This window comes from Streptococcus sp. HMSC067H01 (assembly GCF_001814775.1).
Lineage (GTDB): Bacteria > Bacillota > Bacilli > Lactobacillales > Streptococcaceae > Streptococcus.
The window spans coordinates 15,026-38,076 of the sequence record NZ_KV817781.1; the positions used below are offsets into that span (position 1 = coordinate 15,026).

A 23,051-nucleotide genomic window follows, 5' to 3' on the forward strand; every position below is an offset into this window, starting at 1 on the left:
CTCGACATTCCAAAGACAATTGAGAGGCTAGGACCTTTGTCCCAGCCTCATCTTTATTTACTATTCTTTACGATTTATCTGCGCTTCCCTGAAAAATAAATTTCTCTGGATATTTTTTGATAAAACTTAGTTCATTCTCATTTCCATCATAATCATAGATAAAATCATCTGCTTCATCCAATTTCTCATAAAAAGCATCACCATACTCTTCTTCCATCTGTGCTAGCAGCTCCGATCTCTCTTCTCTATCAAAGGAGATAGTTCCGCCAAAGTATGTAAGGAGATTTTTGAAATTAGCAGCATGCTCCTTCATTCCAAATAGTTCGAAGCCCTTTAAAGTATCTTCCCAGACAATCCCTGTCGAATTATCGAAAAATTGATAGTGGCCTCCATTGTTTACTTCGATAAAATACCAGATAATTGCCAGAAGGTATCTTTGTTCTAAAGTAAAGATTTTTGCGGAATCAAGATAGTCTTCATAGGTGTTATAAATGTTAACAGTTTCGTATACTGGTTTAATAATATCCCATGAGTCTTTTGCCTTTTGGACGTCTTCTACCGTAATATTCTTGTATAATTTCTTATTCTGTGCAATTTTTATTTCTTGATTAGTTTCATTAACATCTTCAAAATAGTATTTTTGTAGCAAGGGATAGTCTGTTGGCCTGTTTTCAAAAACTTGCTTTAGAGAACCTACTTTAACCAACTCAATACACCATTCAATGACTGGATTTGTTGGGGATCCAGCATTTTTGATAGCATTTTCTAATAAATCTAGAGCCTGATTAGCTTCAGTTTCAAAGTCCTTGTTCGAATCACTAGATAAACGCCAATGAGTAAAACCATTTCGATAATACCAAATAGCATCTCTATCTTCTTCAGAGACCATCTCTAAAACTGTTTTTGCCTCTTCAAATTGACTCCAATTATTACAAACTTTGGCTAGTTCACTAAGTACTTGGCCACTTAAATTTTCGAACCCAAGCTCTGAGAGGATTTCCTTTATCTTTTCGAATTGGTAGGTATGCTTAATGTCTTTGATACACTGAAGTTTCTCCTCTTCATTTAAGGTGATGAATTTTTCCAGAGTAATTGTATTGATATCCATAGCTATCTCCCGCTAAAAATAATGAGCTTTAATAATTTTAATTCAATTATTAATGAAACTTCTACTTTTTTTATCTGTCTAGGACTTGAAAATAAACTACTTTTTCTGAAAAATTTTAGGTTTACTTTGAACTTCAACGGAGACTTTCTAGAAGTATAGGCCGGGATCAAAAATCCCGACCTCGCTTTTTAGTAGAAATGAGTCTTTGAAACATTTTTGTTCATTCATTGGACTCTGCAAGATAGTTTTGTCCTACACTTCACTGACTCTGTCTTCAATCTAAGACTTACGCTAAAACATTCAAGACTGCCACACTGACATCGTCAATAGCATTTTCTTGGTCAGAACGACTATTAGTTACCAACATTTCAAGGTTCCCTGCATTTTCATAGTAATATGAAGCCCCTTTGGCATTGAATACAACCAAGAAGTGCTCTTCTCCACCATGAATCTCGTAGACAATCCAACCACTATTTTCAATGGCTGTGTGAACAAAGACATGACGGTAGACTTCTTCATAGGTAGGGTATGAAAAGGCACTGGTTTGTGTTTTAAGACGGATAATCTGACGGACAAACTCGACGCTATCTTGACGCTCATTGATCAAATCCCAGTTAACTTGGTTGACGCTATCAGGAGCATTGTAACTGTTCATTGCTCGCTCACGATCTGCGTGAGTCAACTCTCCATTTTCGCCTGTAGCTACGAGTTTAGTACGGCCAAACTCTTGCCCCAGTTCCATGAAGGCCATCCCTTGCATGAGGAGGTTCATAGCCGTTGCTGTTTCTACTTTCTTCATGATGCGTTTATCACTCTCCATCGGATGAAGAGTTTTAAGTAAATCATGCAAATTGTAGTTATCGTGGGCTTCTACGTAGTTAAGAACCTGATTGGGGCTGAGGTAAGAACCCAGCTCACGACTTCCAAGAATAGCCTTTGCGAGGATCGGCTCAGTACCTGCTCCACTGATGAAGCCAGATTTGATAGAGCCATAGACTTCACAACCTTTGACCGCATCACGTTGATTATCATTAAAGAATCCAATGTTTGGCAACTGATAGGCATTGTCTTTCTTAGCCTTGTCATAAGGAGCAAGACCTGTTCCCATATCCCAACCTTCTCCATACAGGATGATTTTCGGATCGACTTCGTCCATAGCCCAACGAATCATCTGCATGGTTTTAACATCGTGAATTCCCATCAAGTCAAAGCGGAATCCGTCAATATTGTACTCTTTTACCCAGTAGAGAAGCGAATCAATCATATATTTACGGAACATTTCATGCTCACTGGCAGTTTCGTTACCGACCCCTGTTCCATTTTGGTAGGTTCCATCATGGTTCATTCGATAATAATAATCGGGAACCGTTGTTTGGAATGGCGCATCCACCGTTGAGAAGGTATGATTGTAAACAACGTCCATAATAACACCGATACCAGCATCATGATAAGCTTGGACCATGGCTTTCAAATCACGGATAGCTTGACCTGGATCATTTGGATTTGTAGACATACTAGTTTCTGGAGCATTATAGTTTTGTGGATCATATCCCCAGTTATAAGTTACATTTCCATCAGCGTCGTATTCTTTATGACGGTCAGCAATTGGTTGCAACTGAACATAGTTGACACCAAGTTCTTTGATGTAATCAAACGCTGTCGATTGACCATATTGATTAACTGTTCCAGTTTGAGCTGCACCTAAGAAGGTTCCTCTTAATTCTGGCGCAACACCAGATGTTTCAGACTTAGTCAAATCACGGATATGCATTTCATACACAACTGCCTGGCAAGGATTTTCCAAACGCCAAGTTGCTTCTGTACCATGCTTAACCTCAAAACCTTCGACCTGACGATCTTGATTTGAGACAATGGCTGAACGTTTTCCATCAGGACTCGTTGCAATGGTATATGGATCACGAGTTAGTGACTGGTGATGAGGAAAGTCAATTTGGTAGTGGTAGGCACGACCTGCTAAGCTTTCTGGAACTGATAAACTCCAAACACCAATTGTATTATACTTGTGACTATAGGAGTAACTATTTCCTCGCTCCATTTCAAAGGTTTTAAGGATAGGTGCGTCGTTACTTGCAGATTCATAGACTACTACTTGGACAGATGTAGCTGTTGGTGCCCATAGGCTAAATCTTGTTTCAGTTTCAGAAACTTGACATCCCAACTCTCCTTGATAACCCCAGTGGTGGTCAAAACTAGCGCTATTGATTGCCTTGTCGAAGGCAAAAGGATTTTGGTCTTTATAATGAGTACTTGCAATAGCTGGATTTTCAGAATAATAAACTGTATCATCTCCATCCAAAATCCAAACCTCTGTCAAAAGTGGATAGTAATTGAAACGAATAGGATATTCTTTGCTGACACCATCTTTTTCAACACTAAAAGTCATGGTCTCAAGAGCTACTTCACTCGATTGAGTCAGTGAGAATTTAGCTCCAAAATATTCTTCTTCTTTGATAAGCTCTACTGAATCTAGAGGCTTTTTGCTAAAACTGCAAGCCTCGTAAGCTTCATCTTTACGATGATAATGAATAAGTACAGGATAATTGTACATGGTTCTCCCTAATTTCTAAATAAATTTGATTTTATATGTGACTAATAATTTATTGATCAAGTGCCTCACGATTCACAAAAAATTCAATGTGATTATGGCACACTTCCAAATCTACTGGTGTGTCGCCACCGTATTCTCCATCAAGATTGAGCATAAATGGCTCTTCCTGATCTAAAGTTTCAATTCGGAGTTTACTAGTTTTCAGATATTCAACATTGACATCTGACACGTGTTGGCCTCCGTTCATGGCCTGAACTAGCAGACTCAACATATCGAAGATTTTATCTGTCTTTACTAGAATAAGCGTAAAATTGCCATCATCCAGTTTGGTATCAGGTGCAAATTGCTCAAATCCACCAATAGAATTGGTCAAGGCAACAAAGACAAGAGAAACTTCTCCTGTAAAAATTCCCCAATCGTGGTAAATACGAACAGGACGGGCTTTGGATTTTGGAAACATCTCGAAGCCTTTAGCAACGTAGGCCAGATAACCCAAACGCTTCTTTAGTTCACTCGGAACGCTAAAAGTTAACTCCGTAAGAGTTCCTGCCGCAGCAATATTGATGAAATACTTATCACCATAAGCACGACCAATATCAATTTGCTTGGTTTCATTTTTAGCAATGATCTTCGCTGCAGCAACTGGATCCCCCATAGGGATTTTCAATGCTCTTGCATAGTCATTGGTAGTTCCAGTAGGAATGATGGCTATCTTTGGACGATGTTCCAGAGGTGCAATTCCATTAACCACTTCATTGATAGTACCATCGCCACCAGCTACCAAAACCAAATCAAATCCAGCTTTTGTAGCTCTTTCTGCTTCTTTCTGGGCTGATAAGTGTTCAGGTTTGGTCTGAAAAGCACTTGTTTCATATCCTATGCTCTCTAACACTTCTAGAACTTCTGCGATATTTTGCTTGATAATTTCCTGGCCTGAGGTCGGATTATAAATGAGACGTGCGCGTTTTTTTTCTTCTTTCATAGCTTACAAACTCTCAAGCCAAGCTTCGTCACGAATCTCTATTCCCAGTTCTTGTGCTTTTTGGAGCTTGCTTCCTGCATCTGCTCCTGCTACAACAAGGTCTGTCTTTTTCGACACACTACCAGTAACCTTGGCTCCTAGACTTTCTAATTTATTTTTAGCTTCTGAGCGATTAAGACGCTCTAGCTTTCCTGTCAATACGACAGTTAGACCAGACAAGGCAGCATTTGCTGCAACTGTCTGTCCTTTGTAGTCTAGATTAACACCTGATTCTTTCAATTCCCTTAAAAGGATTTCAGAACCCTCTGTAGCAAAATAGGTCTGTAGGCTTTGAGCAATGACACTACCCAAACTTTCAATATTTGCAATTTCTTCAGGATTGGCTTGTGCTAGCGATTCGATTGAGTGGAAGTTTTGTAAAAGCAACTGACTTGCCTTACTTCCCACATGACGAATCCCCAAACCAAACAAGAGTTTTTCAGCAGAATTTTCTTTGGATGCTTGAATAGCCTGGTAGAGCTTTTGAGCAGATTTTTCCTTGATCCCATCTAGCAAGAGCAAATCTTCCACAGTCAAACGATAAATATCTGCAACATCCTTAACCAAATTGGCAGCAAATAATTTCTCCACGATTGATGGGCCAAGGCCAGAGATATTCATAGCATCACGCGATGCGAAATGCGTCAAACCTTCCTTAATCTGAGCTGGACAACGTGGGTTTATACAACGAAGAGCCACCTCATCTTCAAAGTGTAACAACTTACTCTCACAACTTGGACAGTTTGTTGGAATATCTAGTTTTTCCTCCGACACACGTTTAGACTCCACCACTCGTAGAACGGCTGGTATAATATCACCCGCTTTGTAGACAATGACTGTGTCATCCTTACGGATATCCTTTTCAGCGATATAGTCGACATTATGAAGAGTTGCACGACTTACAGTTGTACCTGCAAGTTGCACTGGAGTAAGATTAGCAGTCGGAGTCACAACTCCTGTACGCCCTACTGTCCAGTCAACAGAAAGAAGTTTCGCTTCTTTTTCTTCTGCTGGGAATTTATATGCTACTGCCCATTTAGGTGCTTTGACTGTAAATCCTAGTTGCTCCTGACCAGCTAGATCATTGACCTTAATCACAACTCCATCGATATCATAAGGCAACTGATCTCTTTCTTGACCAATTTCTTGAATAAACGCCCAAACCTCGTCCATACTATGAGCTAATAGACGTCTTTGATTAACTACAAAGCCTAATTGTTCTAAATGTTTCAAAACCTTCTCTTGACTATCCCGAGTTGAAGGACTAGCTTCCTGATAAAGGAAGGTTGCAAGATTACGTTTGGCTACTACTGCTGTATCTAACTGGCGAAGTGTTCCTGCAGCAGCATTTCTTGGATTGGCAAATTCTGGCTCCCCGTTTTCTTGACGAGATTGATTGACCTGATCAAAAGAAGCTCTCGGCATATAACATTCACCACGAACTGTTATATCTATTTTTTCAGATAATGATAAAGGAATGTCTTTCACTCGTTTAAGATTTTCAGTGATGTTTTCACCAATGGAGCCATCACCACGAGTAGCTCCAGCAACAAAAATTCCTTGCTCATAAGTCAAGGAAATCGATAAACCATCAATCTTCAACTCACAAATATAAGTGACATCATCCAATTCTTTACGAACACGCGCATCAAAGGCATCCAGTTCTTCACGTGAAAAAGCATCCTGCAAACTATAAAGAGGATACTGATGACTATATTTCTCAAACCCATCAAGAATCTTTCCGCCTACACGGTGTGTCGGACTTTCTGGCAAGATTTGGTCAGGATGAGCTTTTTCTAACTCTACCAATTCACGATAAAGACGGTCATACTCACTATCAGATACAGATGGATTATCACTTGTATAATACTCTGTCGCATAGCGATTGAGCAGTTCAACGAGCTCTTTCATTCTTTCATTCATAGAACCATTTTACCATAAAAAGGACTCTATAAACAATACTCAAGCTCTAAAAAAGAAAATGAGAAGGATATTTCTATCCTTCTCACTTATTTTTATTTTTTACGATTCAAAATAGCATTCAAGACGATGGCTACTGTACTTGCAATAACAATACCATTTGAAAAGAACATTTGTAATTCAGTCGGTAATGTATTGAAGAGGTTGCTTCCGTTTAATCCCACACCGGCAGCAATAGAAACTGCTGCAATGAGGAAGTTATGTTCATTATGTTCGAAGTCCACACGTGCCAAGATTTGCATTCCTTGTAGAGAAACAAAACCAAACATGACCAGCATGGCTCCACCTAGAACAGGGCTAGGAATAATCTGTGCTAAGGCACCGAACTTAGGCAAGAGACCAAGTAAGATGAGGAAACCACCAGCGTAGTAGATCGGTAAACGTGTACGAATACCTGAAAGTTTCACCAAACCTACGTTTTGTGAAAACCCTGTATAAGGGAAGGTGTTGAAAAGTCCACCAAGTAAAACAGCAAGACCTTCAGCACGATAACCATTACGGAGACGAGTGCTATCAATTGGATCTTTAGTAATATCAGAAAGGGCAAGATATACACCAGTTGATTCTACCATTGATACAGTAGCGATAATACACATCATGACAATAGAAGAAATCTCAAATTGTGGAGCACCAAAGTAGAATGGAGTTGGGATATGAACAAGTGGAGCTTCTGCTACTGGAGAGAAATCAACCAAGCCCATAGTCGCAGCGATGATAGTACCTGCAATCAAACCAATCAAAATAGAAATTGACTTAATAAATCCTTTTGTAAAGATATTGACCAAAAGAATGATGAGAATGGTGATTGTTGCTAATGCTAAACTTTGTCCCGTTGGTTTTTCGACGTTATTTCCCATATTTCCGATAGCTACTGGAATCAAGGTCAATCCGATTGTTGTAATGACAGAACCCGTTACGATTGAAGGGAACAGATTAGCAATCTTAGAAAATACACCTGCTACAAGAACGACATAAATACCAGAAGCAATCAAGGCACCAAACATAGCACCACTACCGTGACTTTGTCCAATCATAATAAGTGGAGCAACAGACTGAAAGGCCACACCCAGAACAACCGGTAAACCGACACCGAAATATTTATTTAACTGTAACTGCAATAGAGTTGCAACCCCGCACATAAAGATATCTGTAGAGATAAGGTATGTCAGTTGTTGAGGCGAGTAACCTAAGGCTCCAGCAATCATGATTGGTACTAGGATTGAACCTGAGTACATAGCAAGTAAGTGTTGCAAGCCCAATACGGCCGCTTTTGAGTGGTTTTCCTGTTGCTTCATTAGATGTCTGCCTCCTTGAAGATAACTTTTCCATTTTCAAAACGCTCTAAACGAGCAAGTGATACTACCTGATGACCTGATTTTTCTAACAGCTCACGACCATCTTGGAAGGATTTTTCAATCACAATTCCGACGGCCTCAACTGTAGCACCAGCTTGCTCGATAATCTGAATCAAACCTTTAGCTGCTTGACCATTAGCCAAGAAATCATCAATAATTAATACTTTATCTCCTGGAGATAAGAACTTCCCTGCAATGGATACGGTACTAGTAACTTGTTTAGTGAAAGAATAAACTTCAGCGGTTAAAATTCCTTCATTCATAGTGATATTTTTTGCCTTTTTAGCAAAAATCATAGGTAGATCTAACTGTTCTGCAACATAAAGGGCTGGGGCAATTCCAGATGCCTCAATGGTTACGACTTTGGTAATACCAGCATTTTTAAAATGCTCTGCAAAAGTACGACCAACCTCGCGCATTAAGGAAAAATCCACTTGGTGGGTCAAGAATGAATCCACCTTAAGAATATTCTCACCTAGAATATTCCCATCTTTTAAAATACGTTCCTCTAGTAATTTCACAATAACCTCCGAAATAAAAAGGGACTCACAAAGCAAGTCCCTCGGAAACATAGAAACAAATAGTACTGCTTCTTTTATCTCTCTTCGACTTACTCATTGTTAGGTATTTACGGTACCTTGTAGAAACGCCACGCCAATTCGCGACATAAATAAGTAATCATATTTTTAGTGAGCATCTCCATTCCAGATAGAGTTCTTCACAATCACATAATCTACATGTCTAAGATCAGCTACCTTTCGACCTCCAGCATAAGAAATCGAACTTTGCAAATCTTGTTCCATCTCAGTTAGGGTATCTTGTAAATGTCCTTTGGCAGGAAGAAGAATTTTCTTACCTTCGACATTCTTATAGGCACCTTTTTGGTATTCTGAAGCGGAACCATAGTATTCTTTAAATTGTTTACCATCGACTTCGACAGTTTTACCAGGGCTTTCGATATGGCCTGCAAATAAAGAACCAATCATAACCATACTTGCACCAAAGCGGATTGACTTGGCAATATCTCCGTGTGTACGGATACCACCATCGGCAATAATCGGTTTACGCGCAGCTTTAGCACACCAGCGAAGGGCCGCTAACTGCCATCCACCAGTACCAAAACCAGTTTTTACTTTAGTGATACAAACCTTACCTGGACCGATTCCAACCTTAGTCGCATCCGCACCAGCATTTTCAAGTTCTCGCACAGCTTCTGGAGTCCCAACGTTACCAGCGATGACAAAAGTCTCTGGCAATTCTTTCTTGATGTGCTGAATCATAGAAATCACGCTGTCAGCATGACCATGAGCGATATCAATAGTGATGTACTCTGGAGCATCTTCCTTTAATTGACTAACAAAGTCGTACTCGTAATCTTTAACACCAACAGAGATAGAAGCAATCAACCCTTTTTCATGCATGCGTTTCACAAAAGGAATTCGTCCAGCTTCATCAAAACGGTGCATGATGTAGAAATAGCCACCCTTGGCAAGTTGTTCTGCAACATCTTCATCCAAGATCGTCTGCATATTAGAAGGGACAACTGGCAACTTAAAGGTATGTTTCCCCAAGGTCACATGTGTATCAGCTTCTGCTCGACTTTGAAGGACACACTTATTTGGGATTAGCTGAATATCTTCATAGTCAAAAATCGGAAATTCGTTTAACATATATCTCTCATTTCTCTTCTTTAGACTTTCCTAAAGTTAGGAATAGCCTCGTCTTTTCCAGACAATTACTCTAACAAGTTTACAATAATGTCCGTTTTTTGTCAATTATTATGTTCAAAAACAAATAATGTTCGTGTTTCGTATTTTTGATCAAGGAGATAACTAGACATTTACCCTGAATTTGTCTTACCTTTTAAATTTCTACCTAGATTTTCGATAAAGACTTTTTCAAAGGACTCCATCTTCCTGACAAAATCTTGATAGCTTTCGGCTTGTCCAGGAACTTGGATAGACCATTTCTTCAACAAGGCTCCATAACCTGCTAGCTTACCTATCTCATTATCAACTACCTTTTCCTTGCTGGGAAAAACAAGCCCAGCCTGTTCAGCTTCTAAAATATAAGAATAGGAAATCAACTGGAACAAGTCTTCACGATTGATTCCCTTTTCAGTCAATTCCAGTTTTTTATATTTAGCATCTAAAACGATTTTTAACTCTTTATGATAAAAATCTGGAAATATTTTTCTTTCACGATTAGAAAATACTGAAATACCATCCGTCTTATCCTTATTTCTAGGATGGATGAACTCTTTTGGCAACAAGGTATGAACATACTCTTCCCAAAGCCAAGCAACATCAAAAAGAATACCATGGATTTTTTGCTCTTGGTATCCTAAACCATGCTCTTCTCTATTTAGGATCATCAGGCAAAGCTCTTGCAATTTTCTGTACTCTCGAAAGTAGGCATGACGAAGAGGTTTGGTTTGATTTAGTCTGATAATCTTAGCACGATCAGCTAATTTATAAGAGGGCGTTACTCGCACGATTTCTGCCACATTTTCACGGCTAGTTGAGAGATTTTCAAGAACTCCTCTCCCTATACTTTTCTGATTCTTCATGAATTCAATTGTGTGACGGATCAGTTGCATGAGAGGATTATCATAGGTAAACTCTCTAGCGAGAGAGAAATTACACTAAAAAGCATAAATCTCTAAAAATAAACATATATATAAATATGTCCATTTTGTTAAGAAAACGATTGCATTAGATTTTTATTTCTGCTAGAATATTTTTATCCCGAGAAAGCGCATTCAAGAGATAATAAAATGAAATAATAAACTAGGAGCTTTATATGATTCAAAATAATCTTGAAAAAGGTTTTCGTTATTCTATCCGAAAACGTAGCATTGGTGTCTGTGGTGTTGTTATTGCAACTTTTTTATTAAGTACAGCTTCGATTATTCAAAATAATACTGTAAAAGCTACTGAACCCCCAATTTCAAGTAGTTCTAATCCAAAAACAGAACCTACAGTAAACGAACAAGAAAGTACTCCAAACCTCAATTCAAAAACCGAAGAAAAAGATGCCACTACTGTAACTGAAGCACCAAAAGCAGATGTTATGGAAAACCTCATGAGATCTACTAATCAGGCCGATAAGGACTTGAATAAATATCTTTTCGGATTAAACTACAACAAAATTGATATTTTAACTCGTAGAGGTGAAGCAATCGAAAATTATTCAAATACATCTTCAAAACAACAAGGAAATGAATTTGTTGTAATTGAAAAAGTGAAAAAGAGTATTTCTAATAATTCAGCTGATGTTTCAATTAACGGTAATGGCAACATCTTCTTAGGCGCTTTGTTCCGAGCAGATCAAGGGTTATTAGAAAATAACCCTCAACTTGTTAGCATTGATAGAAAACAGGGTAGAATCAGCGTTGACCTTCCAGGAATGGCTGGAGCAGATAGTTATACAGATGCAAATCCTACAGTCAGTGGTATGCAGGAAGGAATTAACACTCTGGTAAATAGATGGAATGCCAATTATGCATCAAGTAATCCTGCACCTGCCCGTATGCAATACGATTCTACTTCAGCATATAGTATGAATCAACTAAAAGCAAAATTTGGTAGCAACTTTGAAAAAATTGGGGTTGATTTAAAAATTGACTTTGAAGCTGCACAAAAAGGTGAAAAACAAATTGAAGTTGTCGACTTTAAACAAATTTACTTTACCGCTAACTTTGATGCACCAAAAAATCCTGGAGATGTCTTTGGTGATAATGTAACAGTCAACGATTTACAAGATCGCGGCTTGGATGAACAAACACCTCCTGTTTATGTTTCTAGTATGTCTTATGGCCGTCAAATGTATGTTAAATTTGAAACAACAAGTACAAGTACAGAACTTAAAGCAGCTATAAATGCTGTCATTAAAGGTGTGCCTATTAACCCTGAATCTGAATGGGCTCGTGTTTTGAAAAATACTTCTGTAACAGCTGTTATTGTTGGCGGTAACGCTGATGGCGCTGCTCGAGTAGTTACTGGAACACCTGAGGATCTTAAAAAATTAATTCAAGAAGGAGCTAATTTTAGTACACAAAATCCTGCAGTCCCTATTTCTTATAAAACTGCCTTTTTAAGAGATAATCAAGTTGCAACAATCCAAAACAGTACTGATTATATTGAAACTAAAATTACCTCTTACAAGAATGGCTATCTCAATTTGCAACATAAGGGTGGGTATGTCGCTCGTTACTACGTTTACTGGGACGAAGTCACATATGACGAAAATGGAATTGAAAGCATCCGATCTCGTGAATGGGAAGATAATGGAAAAAATAGAACTGCTGGTTTCCAAACTGAACTACAATTTAGAGGAAACGTTCGCAATCTTCGCGTAAAAATTCAAGAAAAAACAGGTCTTGCTTGGGAACCTTGGAGAACAGTTTATAATCGTACAGAATTGCCTTTAGTTCAAAAACGCACTATTATCAATTCAGGAACAACACTAAAACCAAAATATAGTGAACAAGTCGAAAACAACTAATAAAATGGTTAAACTACAGAGTATCATTATTCATCAAGTATCATTTTTGAAACTTTCTGAAATTTAAGATAACTCTATCCTATAACTTATACATACAATAAAAGGAAAACATCTTTTCATGAGATGCTTTCCTTTTTGTTTTTGAGGTTCTTAATCCAATTAACTCAACTTATCGCAATTTAATACTCATTTAAAATCAAAAAGAGGAGAAATGTTACTGTATAAACAAACATATTAAAGTTTTTGTTAGAAACTCATTACTTGCTTGCCCTGAATATAGTATGGTTCATTGATTGGCTGGTAAATTTACAAGTTTATACTTGTGTTACGATGTTTCTTAAGCCATCTATCAACAAAAAAGAACTTTGATTTTAACTGTGTATGAATACTTTTAAAAAATCTGTTTTTATCGATAATGACTAAACCACACTTCTTCTACATCCTAATAATACTCACCTTGACGGTAGTCCCATGAGTTAAAAGTGTCTGACAGATGCATCATGATTTTATCGATGTCAAGGCCTTTACGGATAACCACTGGAGCTGGTGAAGTTGAACGTGCTCCTCCTTGTTCTGGAATAAGCTTGCCGTCTTTATCGACCATAGACACCATCACACCTTGCTCGTAGCGAGTTTCAATTGTTTTGTCTGGCTGGATTGAAGCAACATAGTCGTCAGCTTCTATAACAAGGTCCACTGCTTCTTCGATACGTTCCCCGATACCTTCCACCTTACCACGATTTCCTTTTCCAGAAGGGTTTGCAGATGAAGCATAGACCATTTTACCTTCTTCCCAAAGTTTGGCAGCCAATTGTTCACCAGCTTTCCCGAACTTGATAACAAAGCAGCTAGTACCACGCACGTCCGTCATCAGTTCTTCACGGCCATCTCCATAAGCTTTTAGTTTTTCAAAGGCTTCTGGTTTCCAAGGAAGGATACAACCAAGGAGAATATCTTCGTCCCAATGTTTTTGGTAGAATGCTTCGATTTCAGGATTGAGTTGTGCTAAATCGCGAAGCTCATCCATACTACCACAGAGGACAACGCCTGGTTTGTTACGATTACGTTCTTTGGCTTCAAACTTACGCTCAAGTCCTGCCTTGTCACTAGTCATGATAATGTAACCGACTTTAGTAGGGCAAACGATACAGCCGCCCACACCTTTTAAAATGTCATAGCCTTCTTGTGAAAGTGTTCCGTTCCATTGAATGTGTTTTGTCATAGTTCTATTTCCTTTTCTATATTTATTCTAATCCTGCCAGTAGGCCGGTCGTTGTTTTTCATAGGCAGCAATCAATTCTTCATACTGCAAAGTAATACCGATATCATCCAAACCATTTAAGAGCTTGTGTTTCCATTCGCTATCGATTTCGAAAGTGAATTCCCCAACTGGTGAGATGATTTTTTGTTGTTCCAAGTCTACAGTTACCCGGTCGGTCGGTTTGAGTTGGGCTAGATTTTCTCTAACCTCCCTAGGCTGAACAATAGGCAACATGCCATTATTGAGTTCATTATTGTAATGAATATCTCCAAAAGATCCTGCAATCACGACCTTAAAGCCATAGTCTGCTAGAGCCCAAGCAGCGTGTTCCCTAGAGGAACCAGCCCCAAAGTTATCTCCTGTGATGAGAATACTCGCCTTGCGATATTCAGGTTGGTTAAAGACAAAGTCTGGATCCTCAGTATAGAGATCGTCCAGATAACGCCAAGCATACATAAGGTACTTACCAAAGCCTTTTTTATCAATTAACTTTAGAAACTGCTTGGGTAGGATTTGGTCGGTATCGATGTTATCATTCATGAGAGGAACGGTCGTTCCCGTATAAACTGTAAATTTCTCCATATCCTCTCCTTACTGGGCTTCTGGCATTTGTCGAACATCTACGAAGCGCCCAGCAATAGCTGCTGCTGCTGCCATTGCTGGACTGCAGAGGTGTGTTTTAGCACCAAAACCTTGTCTATCTTCAAAGTTGCGGTTACTGGTTGAGGCGCAGTGAACACCATCTGGTACTTTGTCAGGATTCATTCCTAGACACATGGAGCAACCTGGGTCTCTCCACTCAAAGCCAGCATCTTGGAAAACCTTATCCAAGCCCAACTTTTCAGCAGCTCGCTTGACTGGTCGAGAACCAGGTACCACAATAGCTGTTAAGTTAGGGGCAATCTTCTTCCCTTCTACAAATCGAGCCGCCAGTTGCAAATCACTGAGACGAGCATTTGTACAAGAACCAATAAAGACATAGCCTAGTTGGATATCTGCTGGTTTTTGACCTGGTTGCAAATCCATGTAATGATAGGCTCGTTCATCATTCATATCCGTAATTTCTGGGAAACTAGTATCAAAGTCAACACCCATAGCGGGATTAGTACCCCAAGTCACCATAGGAGCCAATTCTGAGACATCCAGACGAATAACCTTATCATAAGCGGCATCTTCATCACTAACCAGTCTTTTCCAATCAGCTACTGCTGCATCAAAATCCTTGGGAACACACTCTCGACCCTTCAAATAATCAAAAGTGGTCTGATCTGGATTCATGATTCCCATCTTAGAGCCAAATTCAATGGACATATTGCAGATGGTCATTCGCTCTTCCATGCTAAGTGCATCAATGGCCTGACCTCGATACTCCACCACGTAGCCAACACCACAAGCAACACCGTACTTGGCAATCAAGGCTAGAATGAAATCTTTGGCATAAACCCCTTTTTGAGGAACTCCTGTGAATTCCACCAACATTTTCTTGGGTTTAACCTGCCAAATGGTTTGGGTTGCAAAGACATGTTCAACCTCACTGGTTCCAATTCCGAAGGCAATAGCTCCAAAGGCACCGTGGGTAGCAGTATGGCTATCACCACAGACGATAAATTTTCCTGGTTGTGTTCTTCCTGTTTCTGGACCAACCATATGAACGATACCTTGTTTTTCTGAACCGTGGGCAGCATGTTCGATTTCAAACTCTTCAACATTTTCAGCTAACTTATCAATCTGTGCTTTGGAGATTACATCTCGAATATCATATATATTGACCGTCGGGACATTGTGGTCAAAGGTACCAAATGTTAAATCGGGTCGTCTCAATCTACGTCCTGAATCTCGCAATCCCTGAAAAGCTTGAGGACTGGTCACCTCGTGAATATAGTGCTGATCTACATACATGAGTTGGGGCTGTCCTTCTTCTCCTGTAATCACATGGAGGTCCCATAATTTATCAAAAATCGATTTTCCTGCCATCCATTACCTCCAAATAAAATATAAGGCTACTAGCGTGGTCACCATTCCTAGAAACCAAACTGTTTTAAAATACCATTTTCGAGTCTTGTGGTGAAAAGTGATTCCTGCTAGCCAGGCACCAAAACCACCACAAGTAAAGGCTAAAATGAGTAAGATTTTCTCAGGGATGCGCCAAACTCTTCTCCTAGCCTTGGATTTGTCAATGCCATAAATCAAGAAAACCATGACATTCCAAATCAAAAGTACTAGAGTAATTTTTTCGTCTAACTTCATAACCTTGCAATAATAGCTTCCGTCATTTCCTTTGTTGAAGCCTGTCCTCCTATATCTCTCGTTAAAATTCCTGCAGCTAAAGTTGCTTCAACTGCTTCTTCGATACGGTCAGCATCCTCATATCGCCCAAAACTATCTCGCAACATCATAGCAACTGATAAAATCATAGAAATAGGGTTGGCGATTCCTCGGCCTGCTATATCAGGCGCCGAACCATGAATGGGTTCATAGAGACTCGGTCCATTCTCAGAGTGACTGGCTGATGGCATAACCCCAAGTGTACCAGATAGAACACTTGATTCGTCTGAGAGGATATCTCCGAAAAGGTTCTCTGTCACGATTACATCAAACTTGGCTGGATTGGTAATCATGAACATGGCAGCCGAGTCGACCAACTGGTGCTCCAAGGTTACATCTGGAAAATCTTGCGCAACCTCCTCAGCTACTCTGCGCCAGAGTTTTGATGTTGCTAGAACATTTTGCTTATCGATACTAGTAACGATTTTTCTCCGACTTCTTGCGATTTCAAAGGCCTTGCGAATAATCCGCTCTACTTCCTCATAGCTATAATCGTTGATATCACGCGCTTTTCGGTCTTCAAGGATATGATCACCAAAGTAAATCCCACCTGTCAACTCACGTACTACAACAAAGTCAACACCAGCAATTCGTTCAGGTTTGAGAGGCGATAAGTGCTTAAGACTATCAAAAATTTTAACTGGACGAATATTAGCATAGAGATTTAGTTCCTTGCGGAGTTCCAAAAGCCCTTGTTCGGGTCGCACTGGAGCATCATCATACTGAGGACTACCAATTGCAGCGAGTAAAATAGCATCCGCTTCTCTAGAAGCCTTGAGCGTTTCGTCTGGCAAGGGATGTCCTGCAACATCAATACCTGCACCGCCAAAAGGTTGTCTGACTATCTCAAAGTCAAAGTCTGTTTTTTTGGCTATAGATGCTAGAACTTCTAAACCAGCTTCCATGATTTCTGGTCCAATCCCATCACCTGCTAGGACAACAATTTTCTTTGTCATGGTATTCTCCTTTAAAGACTAGGTATATCGCGATAGGAAACATTTGGACCTATCTCTCCGGTATTCTCTTTTTGGACAAAAGTATTGGCATTGATGTAGGCAATAGCTGAGGCCTTTAGTACATCGAAATCAATTCCGGCTGCGTTAAAGATTGTTTCTGTTTCTCTATTTTCAACAGTAACCAAAACCCTTGCCTGAGCATCGATTCCATCCGTTACCGCATCAATGGTGTAGGATACCAGGCGAACAGATTGATTAAAGAACTTGTCAACAGCGTTAAAGATAGCTTCAACAGAACCTTGTCCAGTCGCATTAAAGTCGACTTTCTCACCATCCAAATTAGCCAATCTGACAGTCGCTTCAATTTCATTTTCTGCATGAGTTTGAAGTTGTAAATCATCAAAGTGGAAGCCTTCTGGGTTTTCAACCATGGTTCCAGCTACCAGAGCACGAATATCCGCGTCTGTGACTTCTTGTTTCTTATCTGCAAGTGATTTGAATTTGTCAAAGAGTGGCTTGATATCCTCTTCTGTGAAGTCTAAGGCCAGTTCTCTCAGTTTCTCTACAAAGGCATGTCGACCAGATAATTTCCCAAGCGGAAGACTATTACTCTTGACACCAACCAATTCAGGTGTGATGATTTCATAGGTAAGTGGGTTTTTAAGAACGCCATCTTGGTGAATACCTGATTCGTGAGAGAAGGCATTTCCTCCAACAACCGCCTTATTTTTTGGAACTGGAATTCCTGAGAAGCGAGAGACCATTTCGGACGTATTAATCGTTTCGTTTAGGACGATACTTGTCTCTGCTTGGTAGTAATCTTGGCGAATATTTAGGGCCACTGCTATTTCTTCTAAAGCAGCATTCCCAGCTCTTTCTCCGATTCCGTTAATGGTTCCTTCAACACGTCCTGCCCCATTCTTTACAGCAGCAAGGCTATTTGCTACCGCCATTCCAAGGTCATCGTGACAGTGAGGGGAATAGATTATCTGACGGTCCGTTTGTACATTGTCAATCAGATATTTAAAGATACTTCCATATTCCTCTGGAGTAGTAAAACCAACAGTATCAGGTATATTGATATAAGTCGCGCCTGCGTCAACTGCTGTCTGAACGACTTGTAGAAGAAAATCAATCTCAGTTCTTGTCGCATCCTCAGGAGAGAATTCTACTACTTCAAACTTGCTCCTTGCATAGGAAACATGCTCATTAATAGCTTCCAATATTTCCTCTTTACTTTTATTCAACTTAAATTCACGATGAATAGGACTAGTAGCAATAAAGACATGGATTTGTGGATACTTGGCATCCTTCAGTGCCTCATAACAAGCGTCAATGTCAGATTTAACAGAACGAGCTAATCCTGTTACTGCTGTTTTTTTCATAGCCTTAGCAATTTCTTGGACAGCTGTGAATGAATCTGGACTAGCTGCTGGAAAACCAGCTTCGATTGCTGAAATTCCCCATTTTTCAAGTTGTCTAGCTATAGCAACCTTTTCTTTAATTGAAAAATTGACACCCGGCGTCTGCTCACCATCTCGGAGACTGGTATCTAAAAACTCAACTACACGCATGAGAATTCTCCCTTCACATTTTCGATATAGAAAAAACATCTCGCTCGGAGTTCCAAGCGAGATGTTGATTTACTCCCGCTTGGTAAGCCAAACAGGACTAATGCTTTTGCACTAGTCCGAGTACCTCAACAACAAAGCAAATTGATTAAACTTAGCTGTTTTCATGTTTGGCTTTCTCCTTTGTTTGATGTCTTGTTTAGTATTCTAGCATAGGAAAAATCACTTGTCAAGAAAAAATCCAATATTTTCTGAAAATTTCTTCAATAAAGAATATTTTGCCGATTGAAAGTATTTGAAAACTCAAATATGTTCCTTCATTTCTTAGAGGTTAAAAACCAGCTTCTTTCAAATAGTTCAAGAACCTGTTCATCTGATAAAGTATCATCAAGTGGCAGACTTATCCAATAACGTTTATTCATATGAAAAGCTGGGTAAGTGCCTTTTTCTACTAATAAATCAGCTACTTGATCATGCTTAAGATTAACAACTTCTACTTGTCCTTCCCGTGACTTATCTAGTTTTTCCCAGGAAATCTTCATTAGTACAGCATACCACTTCTGATTATCTTCATGACGTAAAACTGCCGTATCAGGTGATTTTTCCCATAGATATTCCAACTGATTACCATACTTTTCTTGAGCTTGATCCATGATGCGCTTAGTCTGAGGGCAGATAAAATCCTGCACGTCAAAACAGGCCTTTCGAATGTCATAAAGAACTTCTAAACAAGCCTCTCGAACAGTTCCAACAAACGTACCTCTCATACTGGTCATATGAACTTGTGGGTAGAGATCACCAGTTTCTTGGTCATAAACTTGAAAACCTAAGACTCCATCCTCAACTGTAACCATCATGAGAAAGTCTCTCTGCAAGATAGTCGAACTATGGGTCCATACGCCTTGATTTTCTACAAATCCATACTCTTTGGCTTTTTTACTATTAAACTGATAAGCTTTAAAAATTTCAAACATAAGCGAAAACTGCTACCAAAAGCTAGCAGTTCCTTTCTATTTTTTAAAAGACAACCTTTGTTCCATGTAATTGTGTCACACCTAATTGATCGATAAAGGTTTGACGGTTGTCCATGTCAATCCCCCCACCAGGTAAAATTTCAATTTTTCCTGCAGCGTGTTCTAGAATTCTATGATAGTGAGAAAAGCGTTTCTCTAAAGAATCGCCAGATACACCAGCTCGAGTCAGGATGCGTGTTACACCAGCCTGGCTGAGCCAATCAATGGCTTCCAACTGATCTTCATCGCTCAAATCATCGAAAGCCATATGAAAGACAATCTCCATACCTTTAGATGCAGCAATCAATTTTTCAAGGTTAGCCTTATCCAATTTCTTATCTGCTGTTAAGGCACCAAAGACAACCCCTTGGCTACCTGCTTGAGCAGTTAGACGAATATCCTCGAGCATAATAGAAATCTCGAGGTCATTGTAAACAAAGTCACCACCACGTGGACGAATCATCGTCATGATAGTCGTGTCATAGTTTGATGCAAGTTCAACAGCTGACTTGGTTACTCCGTAGCTTGGTGTCGTTCCACCAACCGCTAAATTATCACAGAGTTCAATACGGCGAGCTCCTGCCTGCATAGCTTTCTCAAGCAAGGTCACATTTTCAGCACAAAATTCGTAAATCATTTGATTCTCCTTGAAGATTAGTTTAAATTTATTATATCATATTATTTTGAATATGTTTTATTTTTATCAAGAGAAATCCTTACTTATTAAAGCTAGTCTTTATCAGGAATCACCTTAAAAAGATAGTAGGTAATAAAGATGGTTAAACATCCCAAACCGATTTTGACTGGTAAAAGAGGCGCAAAATAAATGGAAATTCCCATTAAGATATAAATCGATACAATAATCTTTTTCTTACGTTCACGCGCAATAGACTTGGTCTCACGAAAGTCCGCTACGTAAGTCTGATAAAGTTTGGTATGATAAAGCCAATCTTCAAAACGCTTAGAAGATTTGGAAAAGCAAGCAATGGACAACAAGAGAAAGGGTGTTGTTGGCAACAAGGGCAAGACAACTCCAACAATAGCCAGAGCTAATGACAGAAATCCAATAATCAGATAAATAATACGCATAACTTCTCCTAGTTTAAAATAATCAACTACTAGTTTCCCACAAAGTAAGGAATTTTGTCAAGCCTTTACTAAAAAGAGCCTGAAATTTACTTTCAGGACTCATTTTTTTATTTGATTTTTTCTTCTTCGTAATCACCATTGCTACAAACGATTTGCTTACCGCCACCACGGACTTTTTTCTCCATGAGGAAGTTACCACATTTTGGACAATCTCGTCCAACAGGTTTATCCCAAGAAGTGAATTCACACTCTGGATAGCGATTGCAACCATAAAAGATACGATTACGCTTGGTTTTTCTTTCAATGATTTGTCCTTGATGACAGCTTGGACACTCAACACCAATCTCTTTCACGATAGCCTGTGTATGACGGCAATCTGGGAAATTGCTACAAGCATAAAACTTACCAAAACGACCAAGTTTAATGACCATCGGACTACCACACTCTTCACAATCAAATCCTGCTGGCTCATCCTTGATTTGGATTTTTTCCATCTCCTCTTCGGCTTTGGCAACCTCTTTAGAGAAGGGTTTGTAAAATTCATCAATGACTCGTTGCCATTGTTCTTTACCGACTTCGACATCATCAAGTTTTCTTTCCATTTCAGCTGTAAAGGTCACATTGACAATATCAGGGAAGTACTCAACAATCAGTTTGTTAACAATTTCTCCCAATTCAGTCGGTTCAAAACGCTTGGCTGCCAAACGCACATAATAGCGCTTTTGAATAGTTTCAATGGTTGGTGCATAAGTTGATGGACGTCCAACCCCATTTTCTTCCAAGGTCTTAATTAAAGTAGCCTCAGAATAACGTGCTGGGGGTTGAGTAAAGTGTTGCTCAGGTTTACTATTGACCTGTTTGACAACATCACCAACTGCCATGTCCGGCAACATCTTATTCTTATCTGAGTCATTGTAAATGGCCAAGTAACCATCAAACTTAACTTGACTACCATTTGCTGCAAATTGAACTCCATTTTGAGAGAGCTTAACAGCCATGGTATCAAAGATGGCACCAGTCATCTGACTCGCTACAAAACGGTTCCAGATAAGGGTATAGAGTTTGAGTTGGTCTTTATCTAAGTATTTAGCAATTTTTTCTGGCGTGTTAAAGACACTTGATGGGCGAATAGCCTCATGGGCATCTTGGGCACCAGAAGCATTCTTAATCTTGCTTCCATGCTTAGAATACTTGCTACCAAAACGTTCATTAATGTAGCTTGCTGCTTCGTTTTGCGCCACTGGACTAATACGAGTAGAATCCGTACGCATATAAGTAATCAAACCTTGGACACCTGTACCAATATTGATTCCTTCGTAGAGCTGTTGGGCAACCATCATGGTCTTTCGAGTACGGAAATTGATCTTGTTGGCTGCATCCATCTGCATAGTTGAGGTAGTATAAGGTAGTGGAGCGTTACGCTTGCGCTCTTTTTTATCTACCTGATCCACTGTAAAGTCTTTGCTAGACAGATGAGACAAAACTTCTTTGACCTCTTCATTGGTAGCCAATTTCATTTTCTTGCCATTCATTCCATAGAAGGATGCTTGAAATTGCTTAGTCCCCTTTTTGAAGACTCCATCAATCGTCCAATATTCTTCTGGTTGAAAGGCATTGATTTCATTTTCACGGTCAATGATGAGCTTAAGGGCAACAGATTGCACGCGCCCTGCTGATAAGCCCTTCTTAACCTTTTTCCATAAAATTGGTGAAATTGAATAACCTACCAAGCGGTCCAAGACACGACGGGCTTGTTGGGCATCCACCAAATCCATGTCAATCTTACGAGGTTCTTTAAAGGCATTTTTTACCGCATCTTTTGTAATCTCGTTGAAAACAACACGGTTAGCATCATTCTCATCTAGATTCAAAATATGAGCCAAATGCCAAGAAATAGCTTCTCCTTCACGGTCCGGGTCACTTGCGAGGAAGACTTTATTGGATTTTTTAGCTTCTTTTTTCAAGTCATTGATCAGAGGACCTTTTCCGCGAATATTGATATATTGGGGCTCGTAGTTATTCTCAAAATCGACCGACATACTGGATTTTTTCAAATCACGGATATGACCGACACTTGCTAAAACTTTATAGTTTCTACCCAAATATTTTTCAATCGTTTTAGCCTTTGCAGGCGACTCCACGATTACTAGATTTTTTTTAACTGTTGATTTTTTCTTCTTTGTTGCCGTAGCCACAGTATCACACCTTTTCAAAGTAATAAACTTTATAAAGTGTAAACCATTTTTAGAGACCTGTCAAGACTTAACTACTATATATAGAAGAAAAGTTTGATTATT

18 protein-coding genes, 1 pseudogene and 1 riboswitch are annotated in these 23,051 nt (G+C 39.3%); of the genes and pseudogenes, 1 reads left to right on the plus strand and 18 read right to left on the minus strand.

All coding sequences use genetic code 11. The features are described 5' to 3' along the window. Positions 1–67: 67 nt before the first annotated feature. The 8 genes and pseudogenes from HMPREF2987_RS01455 to HMPREF2987_RS01490 all read right to left on the minus strand — a co-directional run. Entirely contained in the window at positions 68–1,108 is a 1,041-nt protein-coding gene (locus HMPREF2987_RS01455) for a DMP19 family protein (protein ID WP_075229017.1), read from the minus strand. A 286-nt stretch (positions 1,109–1,394) separates the two neighbouring features. Then, positions 1,395–3,677 (minus strand): type I pullulanase, encoded by a 2,283-nt coding sequence (pulA, locus tag HMPREF2987_RS01460; RefSeq protein ID WP_075229018.1) that lies wholly within the window; start codon positions 3,675–3,677, stop codon positions 1,395–1,397. Positions 3,678–3,726: 49 nt separating this feature from the next. Beyond that, entirely contained in the window at positions 3,727–4,659 is a 933-nt protein-coding gene (locus tag HMPREF2987_RS01465; protein WP_075229019.1) for a diacylglycerol kinase family lipid kinase, read from the minus strand. A 3-nt stretch (positions 4,660–4,662) separates the two neighbouring features. After that, positions 4,663–6,621: an NAD-dependent DNA ligase LigA gene (gene ligA / locus HMPREF2987_RS01470; RefSeq protein WP_075229020.1), complete on the minus strand. Its 1,959-nt coding sequence runs from the start codon at positions 6,619–6,621 to the stop codon at positions 4,663–4,665. Between the two features lie 92 nt (positions 6,622–6,713). After that, positions 6,714–7,973 carry a nucleobase:cation symporter-2 family protein gene (locus HMPREF2987_RS01475; protein WP_075229021.1) on the minus strand — a complete coding sequence of 420 codons (1,260 nt, stop codon included), beginning with the start codon at positions 7,971–7,973 and terminating at the stop codon, positions 6,714–6,716. Then, positions 7,973–8,554 carry a xanthine phosphoribosyltransferase gene (locus HMPREF2987_RS01480; protein WP_075229022.1) on the minus strand — a complete coding sequence of 194 codons (582 nt, stop codon included), beginning with the start codon at positions 8,552–8,554 and terminating at the stop codon, positions 7,973–7,975. Before HMPREF2987_RS01480 ends, HMPREF2987_RS01475 begins: the two co-directional genes overlap by 1 nt. A gap of 76 nt (positions 8,555–8,630) precedes the next feature. Beyond that, positions 8,631–8,727: riboswitch (purine riboswitch) on the minus strand. Continuing rightward, the gene (gene guaC, locus HMPREF2987_RS01485) at positions 8,720–9,703 is read right to left on the minus strand and encodes a GMP reductase (RefSeq protein WP_075229023.1); all 984 of its coding nucleotides are present in this window, start codon (positions 9,701–9,703) and stop codon (positions 8,720–8,722) included. It overlaps the preceding riboswitch by 8 nt. Positions 9,704–9,873: 170 nt before the next feature. Next, a pseudogene (locus HMPREF2987_RS01490) lies at positions 9,874–10,659 on the minus strand (3-isopropylmalate dehydrogenase); the annotation flags it as partial. Between the two features lie 176 nt (positions 10,660–10,835). Here HMPREF2987_RS01490 and HMPREF2987_RS01495 point away from each other — a divergent pair. Then, on the plus strand, positions 10,836–12,539 hold the full coding sequence (locus HMPREF2987_RS01495; RefSeq protein WP_075229024.1) for a thiol-activated cytolysin family protein: 1,704 nt from the start codon (positions 10,836–10,838) through the stop codon (positions 12,537–12,539). A 442-nt stretch (positions 12,540–12,981) separates the two neighbouring features. Here HMPREF2987_RS01495 and HMPREF2987_RS01500 read toward each other — a convergent pair whose 3' ends face one another. The 10 genes from HMPREF2987_RS01500 to topA all read right to left on the minus strand — a co-directional run bounded on the left by HMPREF2987_RS01500 (position 12,982) and on the right by topA (position 22,949). Then, positions 12,982–13,761, minus strand: coding sequence for an L-threonylcarbamoyladenylate synthase (locus tag HMPREF2987_RS01500; RefSeq protein ID WP_075229025.1), 780 nt, complete (start codon positions 13,759–13,761; stop codon positions 12,982–12,984). A gap of 27 nt (positions 13,762–13,788) precedes the next feature. Further along, positions 13,789–14,382, minus strand: a complete 594-nt coding sequence (gene leuD, locus HMPREF2987_RS01505) for a 3-isopropylmalate dehydratase small subunit (protein ID WP_075229026.1) — start codon at positions 14,380–14,382, stop codon at positions 13,789–13,791. 9 nt (positions 14,383–14,391) lie between these two features. Further along, entirely contained in the window at positions 14,392–15,774 is a 1,383-nt protein-coding gene (gene leuC, locus HMPREF2987_RS01510; protein ID WP_075229027.1) for a 3-isopropylmalate dehydratase large subunit, read from the minus strand. Between the two features lie 3 nt (positions 15,775–15,777). Continuing rightward, complete coding sequence (locus tag HMPREF2987_RS01515) at positions 15,778–16,047, minus strand: DUF1294 domain-containing protein (RefSeq protein ID WP_075229028.1); 270 nt, start codon at positions 16,045–16,047, stop codon at positions 15,778–15,780. Further along, entirely contained in the window at positions 16,044–17,081 is a 1,038-nt protein-coding gene (gene leuB, locus HMPREF2987_RS01520) for a 3-isopropylmalate dehydrogenase (protein WP_075229029.1), read from the minus strand. The genes HMPREF2987_RS01515 and leuB overlap by 4 nt, the downstream gene beginning before the upstream one ends. Positions 17,082–17,092: 11 nt before the next feature. Then, positions 17,093–18,655 (minus strand): 2-isopropylmalate synthase, encoded by a 1,563-nt coding sequence (locus tag HMPREF2987_RS01525; RefSeq protein WP_075229030.1) that lies wholly within the window; start codon positions 18,653–18,655, stop codon positions 17,093–17,095. Between the two features lie 314 nt (positions 18,656–18,969). Next, complete coding sequence (locus HMPREF2987_RS01530; RefSeq protein WP_075229031.1) at positions 18,970–19,626, minus strand: MmcQ/YjbR family DNA-binding protein; 657 nt, start codon at positions 19,624–19,626, stop codon at positions 18,970–18,972. Between the two features lie 43 nt (positions 19,627–19,669). Continuing rightward, the gene (locus HMPREF2987_RS01535) at positions 19,670–20,302 is read right to left on the minus strand and encodes a copper homeostasis protein CutC (protein ID WP_075229032.1); all 633 of its coding nucleotides are present in this window, start codon (positions 20,300–20,302) and stop codon (positions 19,670–19,672) included. A gap of 92 nt (positions 20,303–20,394) precedes the next feature. Further along, positions 20,395–20,754, minus strand: a complete 360-nt coding sequence (locus HMPREF2987_RS01540) for a YbaN family protein (protein ID WP_075229033.1) — start codon at positions 20,752–20,754, stop codon at positions 20,395–20,397. A 107-nt stretch (positions 20,755–20,861) separates the two neighbouring features. Continuing rightward, positions 20,862–22,949: a type I DNA topoisomerase gene (topA, locus tag HMPREF2987_RS01545; RefSeq protein WP_075229034.1), complete on the minus strand. Its 2,088-nt coding sequence runs from the start codon at positions 22,947–22,949 to the stop codon at positions 20,862–20,864. Positions 22,950–23,051 lie beyond the last annotated feature (102 nt).